The organism is Citrobacter sp. RHBSTW-00671 (genome assembly GCF_014103415.1).
Classification (GTDB): domain Bacteria; phylum Pseudomonadota; class Gammaproteobacteria; order Enterobacterales; family Enterobacteriaceae; genus Citrobacter.
The window spans coordinates 2,421,470-2,439,358 of the sequence record NZ_JABXPR010000001.1; the positions used below are offsets into that span (position 1 = coordinate 2,421,470).

At 52.2% G+C, this 17,889-nt stretch carries 18 protein-coding genes; 15 read left to right on the forward strand and 3 right to left on the reverse strand.

Annotated features, from left to right (window positions below; translation table 11 throughout):
- Window positions 1–161: 161 nt before the first annotated feature.
- Window positions 162–1,115 (forward strand): 23S rRNA pseudouridine(955/2504/2580) synthase RluC, encoded by a 954-nt coding sequence (gene rluC / locus HV261_RS11410; protein WP_170974373.1) that lies wholly within the window; start codon window positions 162–164, stop codon window positions 1,113–1,115.
- 82 nt (window positions 1,116–1,197) lie between these two features.
- Here rluC and HV261_RS11415 read toward each other — a convergent pair whose 3' ends face one another.
- Window positions 1,198–1,782, reverse strand: a complete 585-nt coding sequence (locus HV261_RS11415) for a Maf family protein (protein WP_202038323.1) — start codon at window positions 1,780–1,782, stop codon at window positions 1,198–1,200.
- Window positions 1,783–1,979: 197 nt separating this feature from the next.
- On the opposite strand from HV261_RS11415, the gene yceD reads away from it, so the two are divergent.
- The 14 genes from yceD (at window position 1,980) to ptsG (ending at window position 14,584) form a co-directional block, all read left to right on the forward strand.
- Window positions 1,980–2,501 carry a 23S rRNA accumulation protein YceD gene (gene yceD, locus HV261_RS11420; protein WP_137383026.1) on the forward strand — a complete coding sequence of 174 codons (522 nt, stop codon included), beginning with the start codon at window positions 1,980–1,982 and terminating at the stop codon, window positions 2,499–2,501.
- Window positions 2,502–2,517: 16 nt separating this feature from the next.
- On the forward strand, window positions 2,518–2,691 hold the full coding sequence (gene rpmF, locus HV261_RS11425) for a 50S ribosomal protein L32 (protein WP_202038324.1): 174 nt from the start codon (window positions 2,518–2,520) through the stop codon (window positions 2,689–2,691).
- A gap of 122 nt (window positions 2,692–2,813) precedes the next feature.
- Window positions 2,814–3,893: a phosphate acyltransferase PlsX gene (gene plsX, locus HV261_RS11430; protein WP_202038325.1), complete on the forward strand. Its 1,080-nt coding sequence runs from the start codon at window positions 2,814–2,816 to the stop codon at window positions 3,891–3,893.
- Window positions 3,894–3,970: 77 nt separating this feature from the next.
- Entirely contained in the window at window positions 3,971–4,924 is a 954-nt protein-coding gene (gene fabH / locus HV261_RS11435) for a beta-ketoacyl-ACP synthase III (RefSeq protein WP_005129019.1), read from the forward strand.
- 15 nt (window positions 4,925–4,939) lie between these two features.
- A complete protein-coding gene (fabD, locus tag HV261_RS11440; protein ID WP_137383024.1) occupies window positions 4,940–5,869 on the forward strand; it encodes an ACP S-malonyltransferase in 930 nt (309 codons plus the stop codon).
- Between the two features lie 12 nt (window positions 5,870–5,881).
- Window positions 5,882–6,616: a 3-oxoacyl-ACP reductase FabG gene (fabG, locus tag HV261_RS11445; RefSeq protein WP_003036255.1), complete on the forward strand. Its 735-nt coding sequence runs from the start codon at window positions 5,882–5,884 to the stop codon at window positions 6,614–6,616.
- A 155-nt stretch (window positions 6,617–6,771) separates the two neighbouring features.
- Window positions 6,772–7,008, forward strand: coding sequence for an acyl carrier protein (gene acpP, locus HV261_RS11450; RefSeq protein ID WP_000103754.1), 237 nt, complete (start codon window positions 6,772–6,774; stop codon window positions 7,006–7,008).
- Window positions 7,009–7,094: 86 nt separating this feature from the next.
- Window positions 7,095–8,336, forward strand: coding sequence for a beta-ketoacyl-ACP synthase II (gene fabF, locus HV261_RS11455; protein WP_005129014.1), 1,242 nt, complete (start codon window positions 7,095–7,097; stop codon window positions 8,334–8,336).
- 130 nt (window positions 8,337–8,466) lie between these two features.
- Window positions 8,467–9,276, forward strand: coding sequence for an aminodeoxychorismate lyase (gene pabC / locus HV261_RS11460; RefSeq protein WP_202038326.1), 810 nt, complete (start codon window positions 8,467–8,469; stop codon window positions 9,274–9,276).
- Window positions 9,277–9,278: 2 nt separating this feature from the next.
- On the forward strand, window positions 9,279–10,301 hold the full coding sequence (yceG, locus tag HV261_RS11465; protein WP_202038327.1) for a cell division protein YceG: 1,023 nt from the start codon (window positions 9,279–9,281) through the stop codon (window positions 10,299–10,301).
- Window positions 10,291–10,932 (forward strand): dTMP kinase, encoded by a 642-nt coding sequence (gene tmk, locus HV261_RS11470; protein WP_137383021.1) that lies wholly within the window; start codon window positions 10,291–10,293, stop codon window positions 10,930–10,932. Before yceG ends, tmk begins: the two co-directional genes overlap by 11 nt.
- Window positions 10,929–11,933: a DNA polymerase III subunit delta' gene (holB, locus tag HV261_RS11475; protein ID WP_202038328.1), complete on the forward strand. Its 1,005-nt coding sequence runs from the start codon at window positions 10,929–10,931 to the stop codon at window positions 11,931–11,933. Before tmk ends, holB begins: the two co-directional genes overlap by 4 nt.
- A 10-nt stretch (window positions 11,934–11,943) precedes the next feature.
- On the forward strand, window positions 11,944–12,741 hold the full coding sequence (locus tag HV261_RS11480) for a metal-dependent hydrolase (protein WP_202038329.1): 798 nt from the start codon (window positions 11,944–11,946) through the stop codon (window positions 12,739–12,741).
- Window positions 12,742–13,150: 409 nt separating this feature from the next.
- Entirely contained in the window at window positions 13,151–14,584 is a 1,434-nt protein-coding gene (gene ptsG / locus HV261_RS11485; RefSeq protein ID WP_137383018.1) for a PTS glucose transporter subunit IIBC, read from the forward strand.
- Between the two features lie 54 nt (window positions 14,585–14,638).
- Here ptsG and HV261_RS11490 read toward each other — a convergent pair whose 3' ends face one another.
- A complete protein-coding gene (locus HV261_RS11490; RefSeq protein WP_202038330.1) occupies window positions 14,639–16,417 on the reverse strand; it encodes an aminopeptidase P family protein in 1,779 nt (592 codons plus the stop codon).
- Window positions 16,418–16,432: 15 nt separating this feature from the next.
- A complete protein-coding gene (locus tag HV261_RS11495) occupies window positions 16,433–17,887 on the reverse strand; it encodes an AMP nucleosidase (protein WP_005128994.1) in 1,455 nt (484 codons plus the stop codon).
- Window positions 17,888–17,889 lie beyond the last annotated feature (2 nt).

Below are 17,889 nucleotides of genomic sequence, written 5' to 3' on the forward strand. Positions count from 1 at the left end.
TTTATCACCCGGTTACTCACAGTTTTTACACTTCCGCCTGGCGATTGCTTTAATAACCACCAAATCGGTTATGTCAAACTTAAGTCATCGGGTATAGCAGTTAATATAAGCATAGAAAAATGTGTGGCGCGAATCTTGATGGCTATTTAAAATCGGCCCCCATGAAAACAGAGACTCCAGCCGTAAAAATAGTTGCCATTACTGCCGATGAAGCAGGGCAACGCATCGACAACTTTTTGCGCACCCAGCTGAAAGGTGTGCCGAAAAGTATGATTTATCGCATTTTGCGTAAAGGCGAAGTGCGGGTGAATAAAAAACGCATCAAACCCGAGTACAAACTCGAAGACGGGGATATTGTACGTATTCCGCCAGTGCGTGTCGCTGAGCGTGAAGAAGAAGCGATTTCTCCGAATTTGCAGAAGGTCGCTGCGCTGACTGATGTCATTTTGTATGAAGATGACCATATTCTGGTGCTTAACAAACCTTCTGGCACTGCCGTTCATGGTGGCAGCGGATTAAGCTTTGGTGTGATCGAAGGTTTACGTGCCTTACGTCCGGAAGCGCGTTTCCTTGAACTGGTGCATCGTCTGGACCGTGATACCTCCGGTGTGCTGCTGGTCGCCAAAAAACGCTCAGCGCTGCGTTCACTGCATGAACAATTGCGTGAAAAAGGGATGCAAAAAGACTATCTGGCGCTGGTAAGGGGTCAGTGGCAATCGCATGTCAAAACTGTGCAGGCACCTTTGTTAAAGAATATTCTGCAAAGCGGTGAGCGTATCGTGCGGGTGAATCAGGAAGGGAAACCGTCGGAAACCCGTTTTAAAGTGGAAGAACGCTATGCGTTTGCCACGCTGGTACGTTGTAGCCCGGTAACCGGTCGTACTCACCAGATCCGTGTGCATACGCAATTTGCCGGGCATCCGATTGCTTTTGATGACCGCTATGGCGACCGTGAGTTCGATAAGCAACTGGCGGGTACGGGGTTGAACCGTCTGTTTCTGCACGCTGCAGCGTTGAAGTTTACTCATCCCGGTACGGGTGAGGTTATGCGTATTGAAGCGCCGATGGATAATCAGCTGAAACGCTGCCTTGAGGTATTGCGCAGCAAAGCCTGATACGCGTTGCTTATCAGGCCTACAATCGCGCAATGCGCCGTAGGCCTGGTAAGACGCACCGCAGCGCCATCAGGCAAATTAACTAGGCTTTTAACGGGTTCATGTCTTCCCGGCGCAGCATCTGACACAACGCGATCAGCGGCAAGCCAATCAGGGTGTTAGGGTCGCGGCCCTCCAGACGCTCAAAGAGCGCGATACCTAATCCTTCACTTTTAAAACTACCTGCGCAATGTAACGGGCGTTCTTTACGCACGTAATCTTCAATTTCCATTTCACTTAAATGGCGGAAATGGACATCGAACGGTTCGACTTCGGTTTGTAGGTGACCGTTCGCTGAATTATAAAGCGCCAGTCCGGTGTAAAAAGTGACAATATTTCCACTGGCTTTGGTTAATTGTTGTCTGGCGTTTTCTTCCGTTAACGGTTTGCCGGTTATTTCACCATCAAGAACACAAATTTGATCAGACCCAATTATCAAATGTGCTGGAAACCGATGGGCAAGAGATTGCGCTTTTTCCTGTGCCAGGCGTAACACTAAATGCCGGGGTGTTTCGCCGGGTAAGGGGGTTTCATCAACCTCTGGGGCTGCGCATTCAAACGGGATGGCCAATTTTTCGAGCAAAGCGCGACGCCAGGGAGAGGTGGACGCAAGAATAAGTTGAGGCATATTTTTTCCCCCGCATATAGCGTAATGATGAGAGCCATTTTAAACTATGGACTTCGTCCTTCAAGCTGGCTGCGATGGCTTGTTGTGATCGATTTTAAGTCGATGACCCGCAATGTGTGCGAATTATTGGCAAAAGGCAACCACAGGCTGCCTTTTTCTTTGACTCTATGACGTTACAAAGTTAATATGCGCGCCCTATGCAAAAGGTAAAATTACCCCTGACTCTTGATCCGGTTCGTACGGCTCAAAAACGCCTCGATTATGAAGGTATCTATACTTCTGATCTGGTTGAGCGCGTCGCCGATTCTGTAGTCAGTGTGGACAGTGATGTGGAATGCTCCATGTCGTTCGCTATCGATAACCAGCGCCTTGCCGTTATAACCGGTGATGCGAAGGTTTCGGTTACGCTCGCGTGTCAGCGTTGCGGGAAACCGTTCCCACTTCATGTTCACACAACATATTGTTTTAGTCCTGTCCGTTCTGACGAGCAGGCTGAAGCACTCCCGGAAGCGTATGAGCCGATTGAGGTTAACGAATTCGGTGAAATCGATCTGCTTGCAATGGTTGAAGATGAGATTATCCTCTCCTTGCCGGTAGTTCCGGTGCATGATTCTGAACACTGTGAAGTGTCCGAGGCGGACATGGTCTTTGGCGAATTGCCTGATGAAGCGCAAAAACCAAACCCATTTGCCGTATTAGCCAGCTTAAAGCGTAAGTAATTGAGGAGTAAGGTCCATGGCCGTACAACAGAATAAACCAACCCGTTCCAAACGTGGCATGCGTCGTTCTCATGACGCTCTGACCGCAGTCACCAGCCTGTCTGTAGACAAAATTTCTGGTGAACAACACCTGCGTCACCACATCACTGCCGACGGTTTCTACCGTGGCCGTAAGGTAATCGCTAAGTAATCACGCATGACTCAATGGATTTCCCACTTCGGTGAGAAAAACAGAGAGTACAAGCGTGATGAAGCTTAGTGAGGCTTTCCCCGGGTAACTGGGGAAATACCTAACCGGGCAGCGACGATACCTTGACACGTCTAACCCTGGCGTTAGATGTCATGGGGGGAGATTTTGGCCCTACCGTGACAGTGCCTGCAGCATTGCAGGCACTGAATTCTAATTCGCAACTCACTCTTCTTTTAGTCGGGGATCCCGATACAATCACGCCATTACTTGCCAAAGCTGACTTCGAACAACGTTCACGTCTGCAGATTATCCCTGCTCAGTCAGTTATTGCCAGTGATGCCCGGCCCTCGCAAGCAATCCGCGCCAGTCGTGGAAGCTCAATGCGTGTCGCCCTGGAGCTCGTGAAAGAAGGTCGAGCGCAAGCCTGTGTCAGCGCTGGTAATACGGGCGCACTAATGGGGCTTGCGAAACTCTTGCTCAAACCCCTTGAGGGTATTGAGCGTCCTGCGCTGGTCACGGTTTTACCGCATCAGCAAAAGGGCAAAACGGTGGTGCTGGACTTGGGTGCCAACGTGGATTGCGACAGTACGATGTTGGTGCAATTTGCCGTCATGGGTTCCGTGTTGGCAGAAGAGGTGGTTGGGATTGCCAATCCTCGCGTTGCGTTACTCAATATCGGCGAAGAAGAAACTAAGGGTCTCGACAGTATTCGGGATGCTTCTGCTGTGCTAAAAACAATCCCTTCTATCAATTATATCGGCTATCTTGAAGCCAATGAGTTGCTGACTGGCAAAACGGATGTGTTGGTCTGTGACGGCTTTACAGGTAATGTCACATTAAAGACGATGGAAGGTGTTGTCAGAATGTTCCTTTCACTGCTGAAATCTCAGGGTGAGGGCAAAAAACGGTCGTGGTGGCTGCTGTTATTAAAACGTTGGTTACAAAAAAGCCTGACAAGGCGATTTAGTCACCTCAACCCCGACCAGTATAATGGCGCCTGTCTGTTAGGATTGCGCGGCACGGTGATTAAGAGTCATGGTGCTGCCAATCAGCGAGCATTTGAAGTCGCGATTGAACAGGCAGTGCAGGCGGTGCAGCGACAAGTTCCTCAGCGAATTGCCGCTCGCCTGGAATCTGTATACCCAGCTGGATTCGAACTGCTGGACGGTGACGAAAGTATCAACTCACGAGTGCACAGGTAACAGTGCGACTGAGGATGCTGTCAACGTACCAGTGATTTGCTCGTGGCGGTATATAACCAAAAAGTGACTGAGCGTACATGTATACGAAGATTATTGGTACTGGCAGCTATCTGCCTGAACAAGTGCGTACTAACGCCGATTTGGAAAAAATGGTCGAGACGTCTGATGAGTGGATCGTCTCTCGTACAGGTATCCGCGAACGCCATATTGCTGGGCCAAATGAAACCGTTGCGACGATGGGCTTTGCCGCCGCTAACCGTGCACTTGAAATGGCCGGCATCGACAAAGAACAAATTGGTCTGATTGTGGTTGCTACCACGTCATCAACCCACGCATTTCCAAGCGCGGCATGCCAGATCCAAAGTATGCTGGGGATTAAAGGCTGTCCGGCGTTTGATGTTGCAGCAGCCTGTGCTGGCTTTACCTATGCACTTAGCGTTGCCGATCAGTATGTAAAATCTGGCGCAGTCAAACATGCGCTGGTTGTTGGATCGGATGTGCTGGCGCGCACGTGTGATCCCACCGATCGCGGGACGATCATTATTTTTGGTGATGGCGCGGGTGCGGTTGTACTGAGTGCATCAGAAGAGCCGGGTATTATCTCCACCCATTTGCACGCTGACGGTAGCTATGGCGAACTGCTGACGCTGCCTAATGCCGATCGCGTGAATCCGGAAAACCCGATTCACCTGACGATGGCGGGTAACGAAGTCTTTAAAGTTGCGGTTACCGAACTTGCTCATATCGTTGATGAAACGCTGGAAGCAAATAATCTCGACCGTTCTGCGCTGGACTGGCTGGTGCCACATCAGGCAAACCTTCGCATTATCAGCGCAACAGCGAAAAAGCTGGGTATGTCGATGGATAATGTCGTCGTCACGCTGGACAGACACGGCAATACGTCCGCTGCTTCCGTACCGTGTGCGTTGGACGAAGCCGTCCGCGACGGGCGAATTAAAGCAGGGCAGTTAGTATTGCTTGAAGCCTTCGGCGGTGGATTCACCTGGGGCTCCGCGCTGGTTCGTTTCTAGTATAAGGATTTTAACATGACGCAATTTGCATTTGTGTTCCCTGGTCAGGGTTCTCAAACCGTTGGAATGTTGTCTGATATGGCAGCAAGCTACCCAATTGTTGAAGAAACTTTTGCTGAAGCTTCAGCGGCGCTGGGCTATGATCTTTGGGCTCTGACTCAGCAGGGTCCGGCAGAAGAACTGAATAAAACCTGGCAGACGCAGCCAGCGCTGTTAACGGCATCTGTCGCACTGTATCGCGTATGGCAACAGCAGGGTGGTAAAACACCTGCGCTGATGGCAGGTCACAGCCTGGGTGAATACTCTGCGCTGGTGTGTGCAGGTGTTATCAATTTTGCTGATGCCGTGCGCCTGGTTGAACTGCGCGGCAAATTTATGCAGGAAGCCGTTCCGGAAGGCACTGGTGGCATGTCTGCTATCATCGGTCTGGATGATGCCGCTATCGCGAAAGCGTGCGAAGAGTCTGCTGAAGGTCAGGTAGTTTCACCGGTAAACTTTAACTCACCGGGTCAGGTCGTTATCGCCGGGCACAAAGAAGCGGTAGAGCGTGCAGGCGCGGCCTGTAAAGCTGCTGGTGCTAAGCGTGCGTTGCCGTTACCGGTTAGCGTTCCATCTCACTGTGCGCTAATGAAGCCTGCAGCCGAGAAGCTGGCTGTTGAACTGCAGAAAATTACCTTTAACACGCCGACTGTTTCCGTTGTGAACAACGTTGACGTGAAGTGCGAAACCACCGCCGATGCTATCCGCGACGCGCTGGTTCGTCAGCTTTACAGCCCGGTTCAGTGGACTAAGACCGTTGAATTTATGGCATCTCAGGGCGTAGAGCACCTGTATGAAGTCGGTCCGGGTAAAGTCCTCACCGGTTTGACGAAACGTATTGTTGACACCCTGACTGCTTCGGCACTGAATGAGCCGGCGGCGTTGTCTGCGGCGCTAGAGCAATAAAAGAGGAAAACCATGAGTTTTGAAGGAAAAATCGCGCTGGTTACCGGTGCAAGCCGTGGCATTGGCCGCGCAATTGCTGAGACACTCGTTGCCCGTGGCGCGAAAGTTATCGGTACTGCCACCAGCGAAAGCGGCGCGCAGGCCATTAGCGATTACTTAGGTGCAAATGGCAAAGGTCTGATGTTGAATGTGACCGATCCTGCATCTATCGAATCTGTTCTGGAAAATATTCGTGCAGAATTTGGTGAAGTCGATATCCTGGTCAATAATGCCGGGATTACTCGTGATAACCTGTTAATGCGCATGAAAGATGACGAGTGGAACGATATCATCGAAACCAACCTGTCATCTGTTTTCCGTCTGTCAAAAGCGGTAATGCGAGCTATGATGAAAAAGCGTCATGGTCGTATTATCACTATCGGTTCTGTGGTTGGTACCATGGGAAATGCGGGTCAGGCTAACTACGCTGCGGCGAAAGCGGGTCTGATCGGCTTCAGTAAATCACTGGCGCGTGAAGTCGCGTCTCGTGGTATTACTGTAAACGTTGTTGCTCCGGGCTTTATTGAAACGGACATGACGCGTGCGCTGTCTGATGATCAGCGTGCGGGTATTCTGGCGCAGGTTCCTGCGGGTCGCCTTGGTGGCGCTCAGGAAATCGCCAGCGCGGTTGCATTTTTAGCTTCCGACGAAGCAAGTTACATCACTGGTGAGACTTTGCACGTCAACGGCGGGATGTACATGGTTTAACCACGATTGAAAAATATTTGCGTTATTAGGGCGAATGGCCTCAAAATAACGTAAAATCGTGGTAAGACCTGCCGGGATTTAGTTGCAAATTTTTCAACATTTTATACACTACGAAAACCATCGCGAAAGCGAGTTTTGATAGGAAATTTAAGAGTATGAGCACTATCGAAGAACGCGTTAAGAAAATTATCGGCGAACAGCTTGGCGTTAAGCAGGAAGAAGTTACCAACAATGCTTCCTTCGTTGAAGACCTGGGCGCGGATTCTCTTGACACCGTTGAGCTGGTAATGGCTCTGGAAGAAGAGTTTGATACTGAGATTCCGGACGAAGAAGCTGAGAAAATCACTACCGTTCAGGCTGCCATTGATTACATCAACGGCCACCAGGCGTAAGTGAACATCTCCAGGCGGTCATTCGACCGCCTGAGTTTTATCTTTTTTTCCCACTTGAATTATTTTTCCCTCCCTGGAGGACAACCGTGTCTAAGCGTCGTGTAGTTGTGACCGGACTGGGCATGTTGTCTCCTGTCGGCAATACCGTAGAGTCTACCTGGAAAGCTCTCCTTGCCGGTCAGAGTGGCATCAGCCTGATCGACCATTTCGATACTAGCGCCTATGCAACGAAATTTGCTGGCTTAGTAAAGGATTTTAACTGTGACGACATTATCTCGCGCAAAGAACAGCGCAAGATGGATGCCTTCATTCAATATGGAATTGTCGCTGGCGTTCAGGCCATGCAGGATTCTGGCCTCGAAATTACGGAAGAGAACGCTCACCGTGTTGGCGCCGCTATCGGCTCCGGTATTGGCGGTCTCGGTCTTATCGAAGAAAACCATACCTCGCTGGTAAATGGTGGACCGCGTAAGATCAGCCCGTTCTTCGTTCCGTCGACGATTGTTAACATGGTGGCGGGTCATCTGACCATCATGTACGGCCTGCAAGGGCCAAGCATCTCCATCGCCACGGCCTGTACTTCAGGCGTGCACAACATCGGTCATGCCGCGCGTATCATTGCATACGGCGATGCAGACGCGATGGTTGCGGGTGGAGCAGAAAAAGCCAGTACACCGCTGGGTGTAGGTGGTTTTGGCGCAGCACGTGCGCTGTCTACGCGTAACGATAACCCGCAAGCGGCAAGCCGTCCGTGGGATAAAGAGCGTGACGGGTTTGTGCTGGGCGACGGCGCAGGTATGGTGGTACTGGAAGAGTACGAGCATGCGAAAGCACGTGGCGCAAAAATCTATGCTGAAGTGGTTGGCTTTGGTATGAGCAGCGATGCTTACCATATGACATCACCTCCGGAAAATGGTGCAGGTGCTGCACTGGCGATGGTCAATGCTCTGCGTGATGCGGCGATTGAACCTGGTCGTATTGGCTATGTCAATGCGCATGGTACGTCCACTCCAGCAGGTGATAAAGCAGAAACCCAGGCCGTGAAATCGGTGTTTGGTGATGCTGCACGTAGCGTGATGGTCAGTTCGACCAAATCCATGACCGGACACCTGTTGGGTGCTGCGGGCGCGGTAGAGTCTATTTTCTCTATTCTGGCGCTGCGCGATCAGGCTGTTCCGCCAACCATCAACCTGGATAACCCGGATGAAGGTTGTGACCTGGACTTCGTTCCGCACGAGGCGCGTCAGGTTAGCGGTATGGAATACGCACTGTGCAACTCCTTCGGCTTCGGTGGCACCAACGGTTCGGTGATCTTCAAAAAGATCTAAGCACCAGCAGGTGACTTACCAGGCTCTAAGAGAAAAGGCCCGCTTGTCGGGTCTTTTTTTATTCAGTTTTCAGTCCTTGTCCTGGGTGACTCATCCTGCCAAACTAGCGGACCACGAATAAGGAGCCACGATGTTCTTAATTAATGGCCGTGAGCAGGATATGCTGGCTGCAAGCGATCGGGCGACGCAGTTTGGTGATGGCTGCTTTACCACTGCGCGTATAACCGATGGCAAAATTTGCTTTTTTGCAGCGCATCTCCAGCGTTTACAGGACGCATGCCAAACATTGTTTATCCCCTTCGATAAGTGGTCAGAACTGCAAGCTGAAATGGAAAAACTGGCTGCAGGGCATGCACGTGGCGTACTGAAAGTGATTATCAGTCGAGGCAGTGGCGGTCGTGGTTACAGTGGGACAAGCTGTCACGAGCCGACTCGTATCCTCTCCGTCTCTGTTTACCCTGCCCATTATGATAGCTGGCGAAAGCAAGGCATCGTGCTGGCGTTAAGTCCTGTTCGTCTGGGGCGCAATCCGCTGCTTGCCGGGCTTAAACATTTGAATCGGCTGGAGCAGGTGCTGATCCGCTCTCATCTTGAACAGACGGATGCCGATGAGGCGCTGGTGCTTGACAGCGAGGGATGGGTTACGGAATGCTGTGCGGCTAATTTGTTCTGGCGAAAAGACGACGTGGTTTATACGCCGCGGCTGGATCAGGCTGGTGTGAATGGCATTATGCGACAATTCTGTATACGTATGCTGGCACAATCGCCTTTCCGGGTTGTCGAAGTGTATGCCGGGTTGGAGGAGGTTATGCAGGCTGAGGAAATCGTCGTCTGCAATGCATTAATGCCTGTTCTCCCCGTGCGTACCTGTGACGACAGGCCGTTGTCTTCACGTTTGTTATTCAATTTTTTAGCCCCACTTTGTGAGCACCCAAATTAGTCATGAAAAAATTGTTACTCGTTGTCCTGTTATTGCTGGTTGTGCTGGGCATTGCCGCGGGAGTGGGAATGTGGAAAGTTCGCCATCTGGCGGACAGTAAGTTGTTGATCAAAGAAGAGACGATTTTTACGCTGAAAGCGGGGACGGGCCGTCTGGCGCTGGGGGAACAGCTGTATACGGACAAGGTTATTAATCGTCCGCGGGTATTCCAGTGGTTGTTACGTGTCGAACCCGATCTTTCGCATTTCAAAGCCGGAACCTACCGTTTAACGCCTGATATGACCGTACGCGAGATGCTGCAATTGCTGGAAAGCGGCAAAGAAGCACAGTTTCCGTTACGTCTGGTCGAGGGGATGCGCCTGAGCGATTACCTGAAACAATTGCGCGATGCGCCGTATATCAAGCATACGCTGAGCGATGATAGCTACGAAACCGTCGCCAGGGCACTGAAGCTGGAAAACCCGGAATGGTTGGAAGGCTGGTTCTGGCCGGACACCTGGATGTATACCGCGAATACTACCGATGTGGCGTTGCTGAAGCGTGCGAATCAAAAGATGGTTAAAGCCGTAGATACGGTCTGGGAAGGGCGAGCTGACGGCCTGCCGTATAAAGACAAAAATCAACTGGTGACGATGGCCTCAATTATTGAGAAAGAGACCGCCGTTGCCAGCGAGCGTGATCAGGTGGCCTCGGTCTTTATTAACCGCTTACGTATCGGTATGCGCTTACAGACCGATCCGACCGTGATTTACGGTATGGGGGCACGGTATAATGGTAAATTGTCGCGTGCAGATCTGGAAATGCCGACCGCCTATAACACTTATACCATCACAGGTTTGCCACCGGGTCCGATTGCCATGCCTGGTGAGGCTTCGCTGCAGGCGGCCGCACATCCGGCAAAGACCCCGTATCTCTATTTCGTGGCTGACGGTAAAGGCGGTCACACGTTTAACACTAATCTTGTCAGCCACAACCGCTCCGTGCAGGATTATCTGAAAGTGCTTAAGGAAAAAAATGGGCAGTAATTACATCGTCATCGAGGGCCTGGAAGGCGCCGGCAAAACCACCGCGCGTGACGTAGTGGTCGAGACACTTGAGCAACTCGGGATTCGCGACATGGTATTTACCCGCGAACCCGGTGGGACCCAGCTTGCGGAGAAATTAAGAAGTCTGGTGCTGGATATCAAATCGGTCGGCGATGAAGTGATTACCGATAAAGCCGAAGTCCTGATGTTTTATGCCGCGCGCGTACAACTGGTGGAAACCGTGATTAAGCCGGCGCTGGCAAAAGGCCGCTGGGTTATTGGCGATCGTCACGATCTGTCAACCCAGGCCTACCAGGGCGGCGGTCGTGGCATCGATCAAAACATGCTGGCAACACTGCGTGATGCCGTGCTCGGCGATTTTCGCCCTGACCTGACCCTGTATCTGGATGTGACGCCTGAGGTCGGGTTAAAACGCGCTCGAGCACGTGGCGAACTGGATCGTATTGAACAGGAGTCTTTCGATTTCTTCAATCGCACCCGCGCACGCTACCTTGAACTGGCTGCCAAAGACGCCAGCATTCGTACAATTGATGCAACACAGCCGCTTGATGTCGTGATGGCGGATATCCGCAATACCATCACCGAGTGGGTGAAGGAGCAGGGCGCATGAAATGGTATCCATGGTTACGACCGGATTTTGAAAAACTGGTAGCCAGCTACCAGTTGGGTCGTGGTCACCATGCGCTACTGATTCAGGCGTTACCCGGAATGGGTGACGACGCGCTGATTTATGCGCTTAGCCGCTATTTAATGTGCCAGCAGCCGGAAGGACATAAAAGTTGCGGGCACTGCCGTGGCTGTCAGTTGATGCAGGCAGGTACACACCCGGACTACTATTCGTTGCTGCCGGAAAAAGGCAAAAGCACGCTGGGTATTGATGCGGTACGTGAAGTCAGCGAGAAGCTGTACGAGCATTCACGCCTTGGCGGTGCGAAAGTGGTGTGGATCCCGGATGCCGCTCAGTTAACCGATGCCGCTGCCAATGCCTTACTGAAAACGCTGGAAGAGCCACCGGCGCAGACCTGGTTTTTCCTCGCTAGTACAGAGCCGGCAAGATTATTGGCGACGCTACGTAGCCGCTGTCGGTTACATCATCTTGCTCCCCCGGCAGAATCATATGCCATTTCCTGGCTTGCCCGCGAAGTGACAGCATCTCAGGAGGCGCTTCTGAGCGCATTACGGCTGAGTGCCGGATCGCCCGGTGCGGCATTAACGTTGCTACAAGCCGAAAGCTGGGCGCACCGGACCGACTTCTGTGCGGCACTGGCGAACACATTGCAATCCGGCGATTGGTATATTCTGTTGGCGGCACTCAATCATGAGCAAGCTGCGACCCGTTTACACTGGCTGGCAACGTTGTTTACCGATGCCCTCAAACGCCCGTATGGTGTGGCCCATTTAACCAATCCTGATGCTCTGGCGTTGATATCGTCAATCGCAGAACGGTTATCCGTTGCGCAGATACAGGCGATACTCGGTGACGTTTGCCATTGCCGTCAGCAATTGCTTAACGTGACCGGCGTAAACCGTGAGCTGGTATTAACCGATCTTATTCTTCGTATTGAGCATTACCTGCAACCAGGCACTGTACTGCCTGTTCCCCATCTTTGAGAGAGACATTATGTTTTTAGTCGACTCACACTGCCATCTTGATGGCCTGGATTATCAATCTCTGCATAAGGACGTGGACGACGTGCTGGCGAAAGCGGCCGCACGCGATGTGAAATTCTGCCTTGCCGTCGCGACCACTCTGCCAGGATACCGCAGTATGCGCGAACTGGTCGGTGAGCGTGACAATGTGGTTTTCTCATGTGGTGTTCATCCGCTAAACCAGGATGAAACCTATGATGTCGAGGATTTACGTCGTTTTGCCGCCGAAGAGGGCGTAGTTGCGATGGGCGAAACGGGGTTGGACTATTTTTACACCCCGGAAACGAAAGTTCGCCAACAGGAATCATTCATCCACCACATCCAGATTGGCCGTGAGTTACACAAGCCGGTTATTGTTCATACCCGCGATGCGCGTGCCGATACGCTGTCGATTCTGCGCGAAGAAAAAGTGACGGATTGTGGCGGCGTACTACACTGTTTTACAGAGGACAGGGAAACTGCGGGTAAATTGCTGGATCTCGGATTTTATATTTCGTTTTCTGGCATCGTCACGTTCCGTAATGCCGAACAGCTTCGTGATGCTGCGCGTTATGTTCCGCTGGATCGTTTGTTAGTTGAGACTGATTCCCCATACCTTGCGCCCGTGCCGCATCGCGGAAAAGAGAATCAGCCAGCCATGGTTCGTGATGTCGCAGAGTACATGGCCGTATTGAAAGGTGTTGCCGTTGAAGAACTGGCGCAAATCACCACAGATAACTTTGCCCGCCTGTTTCACATCAACGCTTCTCGCCTGCAATCAGTCCGCTAACTGAGTTTTTTTAAAGCTCGTAATTAATAAATAAAGCGAGTAAAGTTCACCGCCATTAAATGGGCGGTGAATAACCAGTTGGAAACATTCAGATACTCATTTTATCGAAATGTGCGAGTTTTTCGGTCATCCACAGCTGAATTGTGATAGCCGTGAAACAAAAATGAACTGAATTATTTTACTCTGTGTAATAAATAAAGGGTACTTAGATACCCTGTCCACGGCGAGGTTCTCCCCCCTCGCCAATGCGTGAGAACGTAGAAATACACAATATCATGCAAGCTGCGTCACGATGGCAAGTGAGTGAATCGCCAGGGTAAGTCACTGGGGTGAATGAACGCAGCCAACGCCGAGGCGGTTTGCAGGATGAAGTGTATAAAAGCACAAATACTCAGGAGCACTCCTAATTATGTTTAAGAATGCATTTGCTAACCTGCAAAAGGTCGGTAAATCGCTGATGCTGCCGGTATCCGTACTCCCGATTGCAGGTATCCTGCTGGGTGTCGGTTCCGCTAACTTCAGCTGGCTGCCAGCCGTTGTATCGCACGTAATGGCAGAAGCAGGCGGTTCTGTTTTTGCGAACATGCCGCTGATTTTCGCTATCGGTGTTGCGTTAGGCTTCACCAACAACGACGGCGTATCTGCTCTGGCATCAGTTGTTGCCTACGGCATCATGGTCAAGACCATGGCTGTTGTTGCGCCGCTGGTTCTGCATTTACCTGCTGAAGAGATCACAGCGAAACACCTGGCAGATACGGGTGTTCTCGGGGGGATTATCTCCGGTGCGATCGCAGCGTATATGTTCAACCGCTTCTACCGAATCAAATTGCCTGAGTACCTCGGCTTCTTTGCCGGTAAGCGCTTTGTTCCTATTATTTCTGGTCTGGCTGCCATCTTCACGGGTGTGGTCCTGTCCTTCATTTGGCCGCCGATCGGTACTGCTATTCAGACGTTCTCCCAGTGGGCGGCGTACCAGAACCCAGTCGTTGCATTCGGTATCTATGGTTTCATCGAACGCTGCCTGGTGCCGTTTGGTCTGCACCATATCTGGAACGTTCCATTCCAGATGCAGATCGGTGAATACACCAACGCTGCGGGTCAGGTATTCCACGGCGACATCCCTCGCTATATGGCAGGTGACCCGACTGCGGGCAAACTGTCCGGTGGCTTCCTGTTTAAAATGTACGGTCTGCCTGCTGCTGCTATTGCAATCTGGCACTCTGCTAAACCGGAAAACCGCGCGAAAGTGGGCGGTATCATGATCTCCGCTGCGTTGACCTCGTTCCTGACCGGTATCACCGAGCCGATCGAGTTCTCCTTCATGTTCGTGGCGCCGATCCTGTACATCATCCACGCGATTCTGGCTGGCCTGGCATTCCCAATCTGTATTCTGCTGGGTATGCGTGACGGTACATCGTTCTCCCACGGTCTGATCGACTTTATCGTTCTGTCCGGTAACAGCAGCAAGTTGTGGTTGTTCCCGATTGTCGGCATCGGTTATGCGATCGTGTACTACACCATTTTCCGTGTGTTGATCAAAGCGCTGGACCTGAAAACGCCGGGTCGTGAAGATGCGACTGAAGACAACAAAGCGGGCGCGACTGGCGAAATGGCTCCGGCCCTGGTTGCCGCGTTCGGCGGTAAAGAAAACATCACTAACCTCGATGCGTGCATCACGCGTCTGCGCGTCAGCGTTGCTGACGTTGCCAAAGTGGATCAGGCTGGCCTGAAGAAACTGGGTGCGGCGGGCGTTGTGGTCGCGGGTTCTGGTGTTCAGGCGATCTTCGGTACCAAGTCCGATAACCTGAAAACTGAAATGGATGAGTACATCCGTAACAGCTAAGCAGTAAGATGTTGGGGAGAACTAAGGCAGCCTGCGGGCTGCCTTTTTTATGCCTTAATTAGCCTGAACGCGAATCGGCGCCGTCGCAGCGAACAGCCACGGACGTGCGTCGCTGCCTACGCGTGGCGATAGCGTTTCTCTTACTTGTTGATGATAATCATCAATCCACTGTTTCTCTGCATCACTCAGCAGATGCAATTCAACAAGGTTCAGATCGATGGGGACCAGCGTCAGGCTAGAGAAGCGGCAAAAACCGGGTCGGCTGTTGATAATCTCCACCTGATTTTCAATACGGATCCCATATTGCCCAGCCAGATAATATCCAGGTTCGATGGTAATAATGTTGCCCGCAGCCAGAGGCCAGGGATTCACTTTCTTCGCAATGCGGTGCGGCTGCTCGTGGATCAACAACTGATGTCCGACACCGTGGCCGGTGCCATGATCGTAATCCAGGCCCAGTTCCCAAAGTGCCCGACGGCTAAATGCATCCAGTTGATGCCCCTGAGTACCACTCGGAAATTGCAGTGTGATCAGTGATAAAAACCCTTTCAGCACGGCGGTGTAATGCAGTCGTCGCTGCGGATCCTGTGGGCCAAAGGCGAGTGTTCTTGTTGTATCCGTAGTACCATTTTGATACTGGCCGCCGGAATCATTCAGGTACATTGCCTGTGTGGTGATGGGCGTGTTTGTTTTCTCGCTGGAATGGTAATGGCACATCGCCGCATTGCTGGCAGAGGCGGAAATAGTACTGAAACTTTGCTCTATAAATCCTGGCTGCTGCTGGCGAAACGCCAGCTGTTTGGCTTGTGCTTCCAGTTCAGTGACGGGGTTACCTGCTGCCTCACGCAGCGGGACCTCATGCGCCAGCCAGGCCAGAAAGTTTACCCATGCGGCGCCATCCTGTTCATGGCATTCCCGATACCCTGCCAGTTCAACATCATTTTTATGAGCTTTAATCAATGTGATGGGATCGGGGGCCCAGAGAACCTCTCCCCCGTTTTGTTCAATAGCGAACCGCAGCGCGACTGGCGCATAGTCTTTATCAACCAGGAAACGCTTTCCTTGGGCAAGTTGCTGGCAGCGAGGGAGAAAGTTTTCTTGCGGGGCCAGCGTGACCGTCTCCAGCAATGAGGCAGGCAGCTGCTGCGTCTTATTATTATCAACAAACCACTCCAGTTCGCCGCTGCGATGGAGCAGGGCAAACGAAAAAGGAACCGGAACCATCGCAAGATCGGCTCCACGGACATTGAGTAACCAGGCGATGTTATCCGGCAGCGTGATCGCCAGCACGTCGGCTTGACGCTGAGTCAGTTGCTCTACTATTCGTTCACGCTTATGTATGCTGCTTTCGCCGCTTATCTCAACGGGCATTTCACGAATAACACCACAGGGGGCGGCTGGACGGTCGAGCCAGATCTGGTCGAAGGGATCGCCTTCCATCGGAACCAGTTTGCAGTGAGTGGCCGACAGTGCTTCAAATTGGCTGTTGACCATCAGCAGAGGTTCAAAGCCGATACGCGCACCAGAGGTGACGTAAGCCTGCAAGTAGTCGGCCAGAGGTTCATCGTGCAAATGATGGATTTCAAAATCATCGAGTGAGACTTCGTTACGCACCTGGACCTGATAGCGCCCATCGACAAACATCAGCGCGCGATCGCGAAGTACCAATGCAAGGCCCGCGGAACCGCTAAAGCCGGTGAGCCAGGCCAGTTTATTGTCGTGCGGTGTGCAATCTTCGCTCTGATGCGCATCGGCGCGGGGGACAATCATGCCATCCAGTCCCTGCGCTAACAGCAGACTGCGCAGGGCGGAAAGGGGAGTTGAGTTGTGCATAGTTACCTTCAGGCCTTAACGGAACGGCGGTTCGTTGAATGTACGTAATTTGCGGGAGTGAAGCCGATCGCCTTCGGCACGCAGTCGGTCGATAGCCCGGATGCCAATTTGCAGGTGCTCAGAAATGGCCCCTTCATAAAAACGGTTGGCCTGACCTGGCAGTTTGATTTCGCCATGCAGTGGTTTGTCGGAAACACACAGCAACGTGCCATAAGGGACGCGGAAGCGGTAGCCCTGGGCTGCAATGGTGGCGCTCTCCATATCAATAGCGACGGCACGACTGAGGTTAAAACGCAGTGCAGACGCGGAATAGCGCAATTCCCAATTACGGTCGTCAGTGGTGACAACGGTGCCGGTACGCAGCCGCTGTTTAACCTCCTCACCCGGCATGCCGCTGACTTCTTTGGTGGCGTCATACAGTGCGCGCTGAACTTCGGCGATGCTGGGAATCGGAATATCCGGCGGCAGTACGGCATCCAGTACATGGTCGTCGCGCAGATAGGCATGAGCCAGAACATAATCACCAATTGCCTGACTTTCGCGCAGGCCACCACAGTGGCCAATCATCAACCAGACGTCAGGACGCAGCACGGCCAGATGATCGCAAATGGTCTTGGCGTTAGAGGGGCCGACGCCGATATTAACCAGCGTGATCCCCTGACCGTCGGCGGTAATTAAATGCCAGGCAGGCATCTGGTGTTTTTTCCACGCCAGATCGGAGATGGCCTCTTCCGGTGCCTCGGTTTCCGCGGTGATCCAGATCCCGCCCGCGCATGACAGCGCGATATACGGACTGTCCGGGTCGAGGATCTGGCTGCAGCCCCAGCGCACGAACTCATCGACGTAGCGGGTGTAGTTGGTGAACAGCACAAAGGGCTGAAAGTGTTCAACCGGCGTTCCCGTGTAGTGACGCAGTCGCGCCAGCGAGAAATCGACCCGACGGGCGTCGAAGTGCGACAGCGGAGAAAACTCTGCCGGATGGTAGGTACCATCTGCTGTTTCGTCACCAATTTGTGAGAGTTCGGTAGTAGGGAAATGGCGCGTTAGCCCGGCACTCATCGAACGATCAAGCGTTAACTCAGAACCGTCAATCACATACGGATAGGGAATTTCATGCTGTGATGGCTCGACGGAAATATGCGCATCATAATCCTGATACAGCAGCGTCAGTTGTTCTTCAAGATAAGGGCGAAAAAGCGACGGGCGGGTGATGGTTGTGGTATAGCAGCCTGCATGGGTAAAACGTCCGTATGCGCGCGTTTTCGGTGGGTTTGTGGCGCTGCCATCCCAGGTGACACAAAGCGATGGGTAAACAAAAAGACCGTTTTGGCGGGCGATGTCGTCAGGGAGTGTCCCTGTTTCAATATACTTACCAATGGCGCTACGCAGAGCCTTTACCGACTGCTCGTACAGCGCGTCCAGTTTATCCAGCGCCTGAGCGGGTGTCAGGCTGGAGCCCTTATTGTTCATGT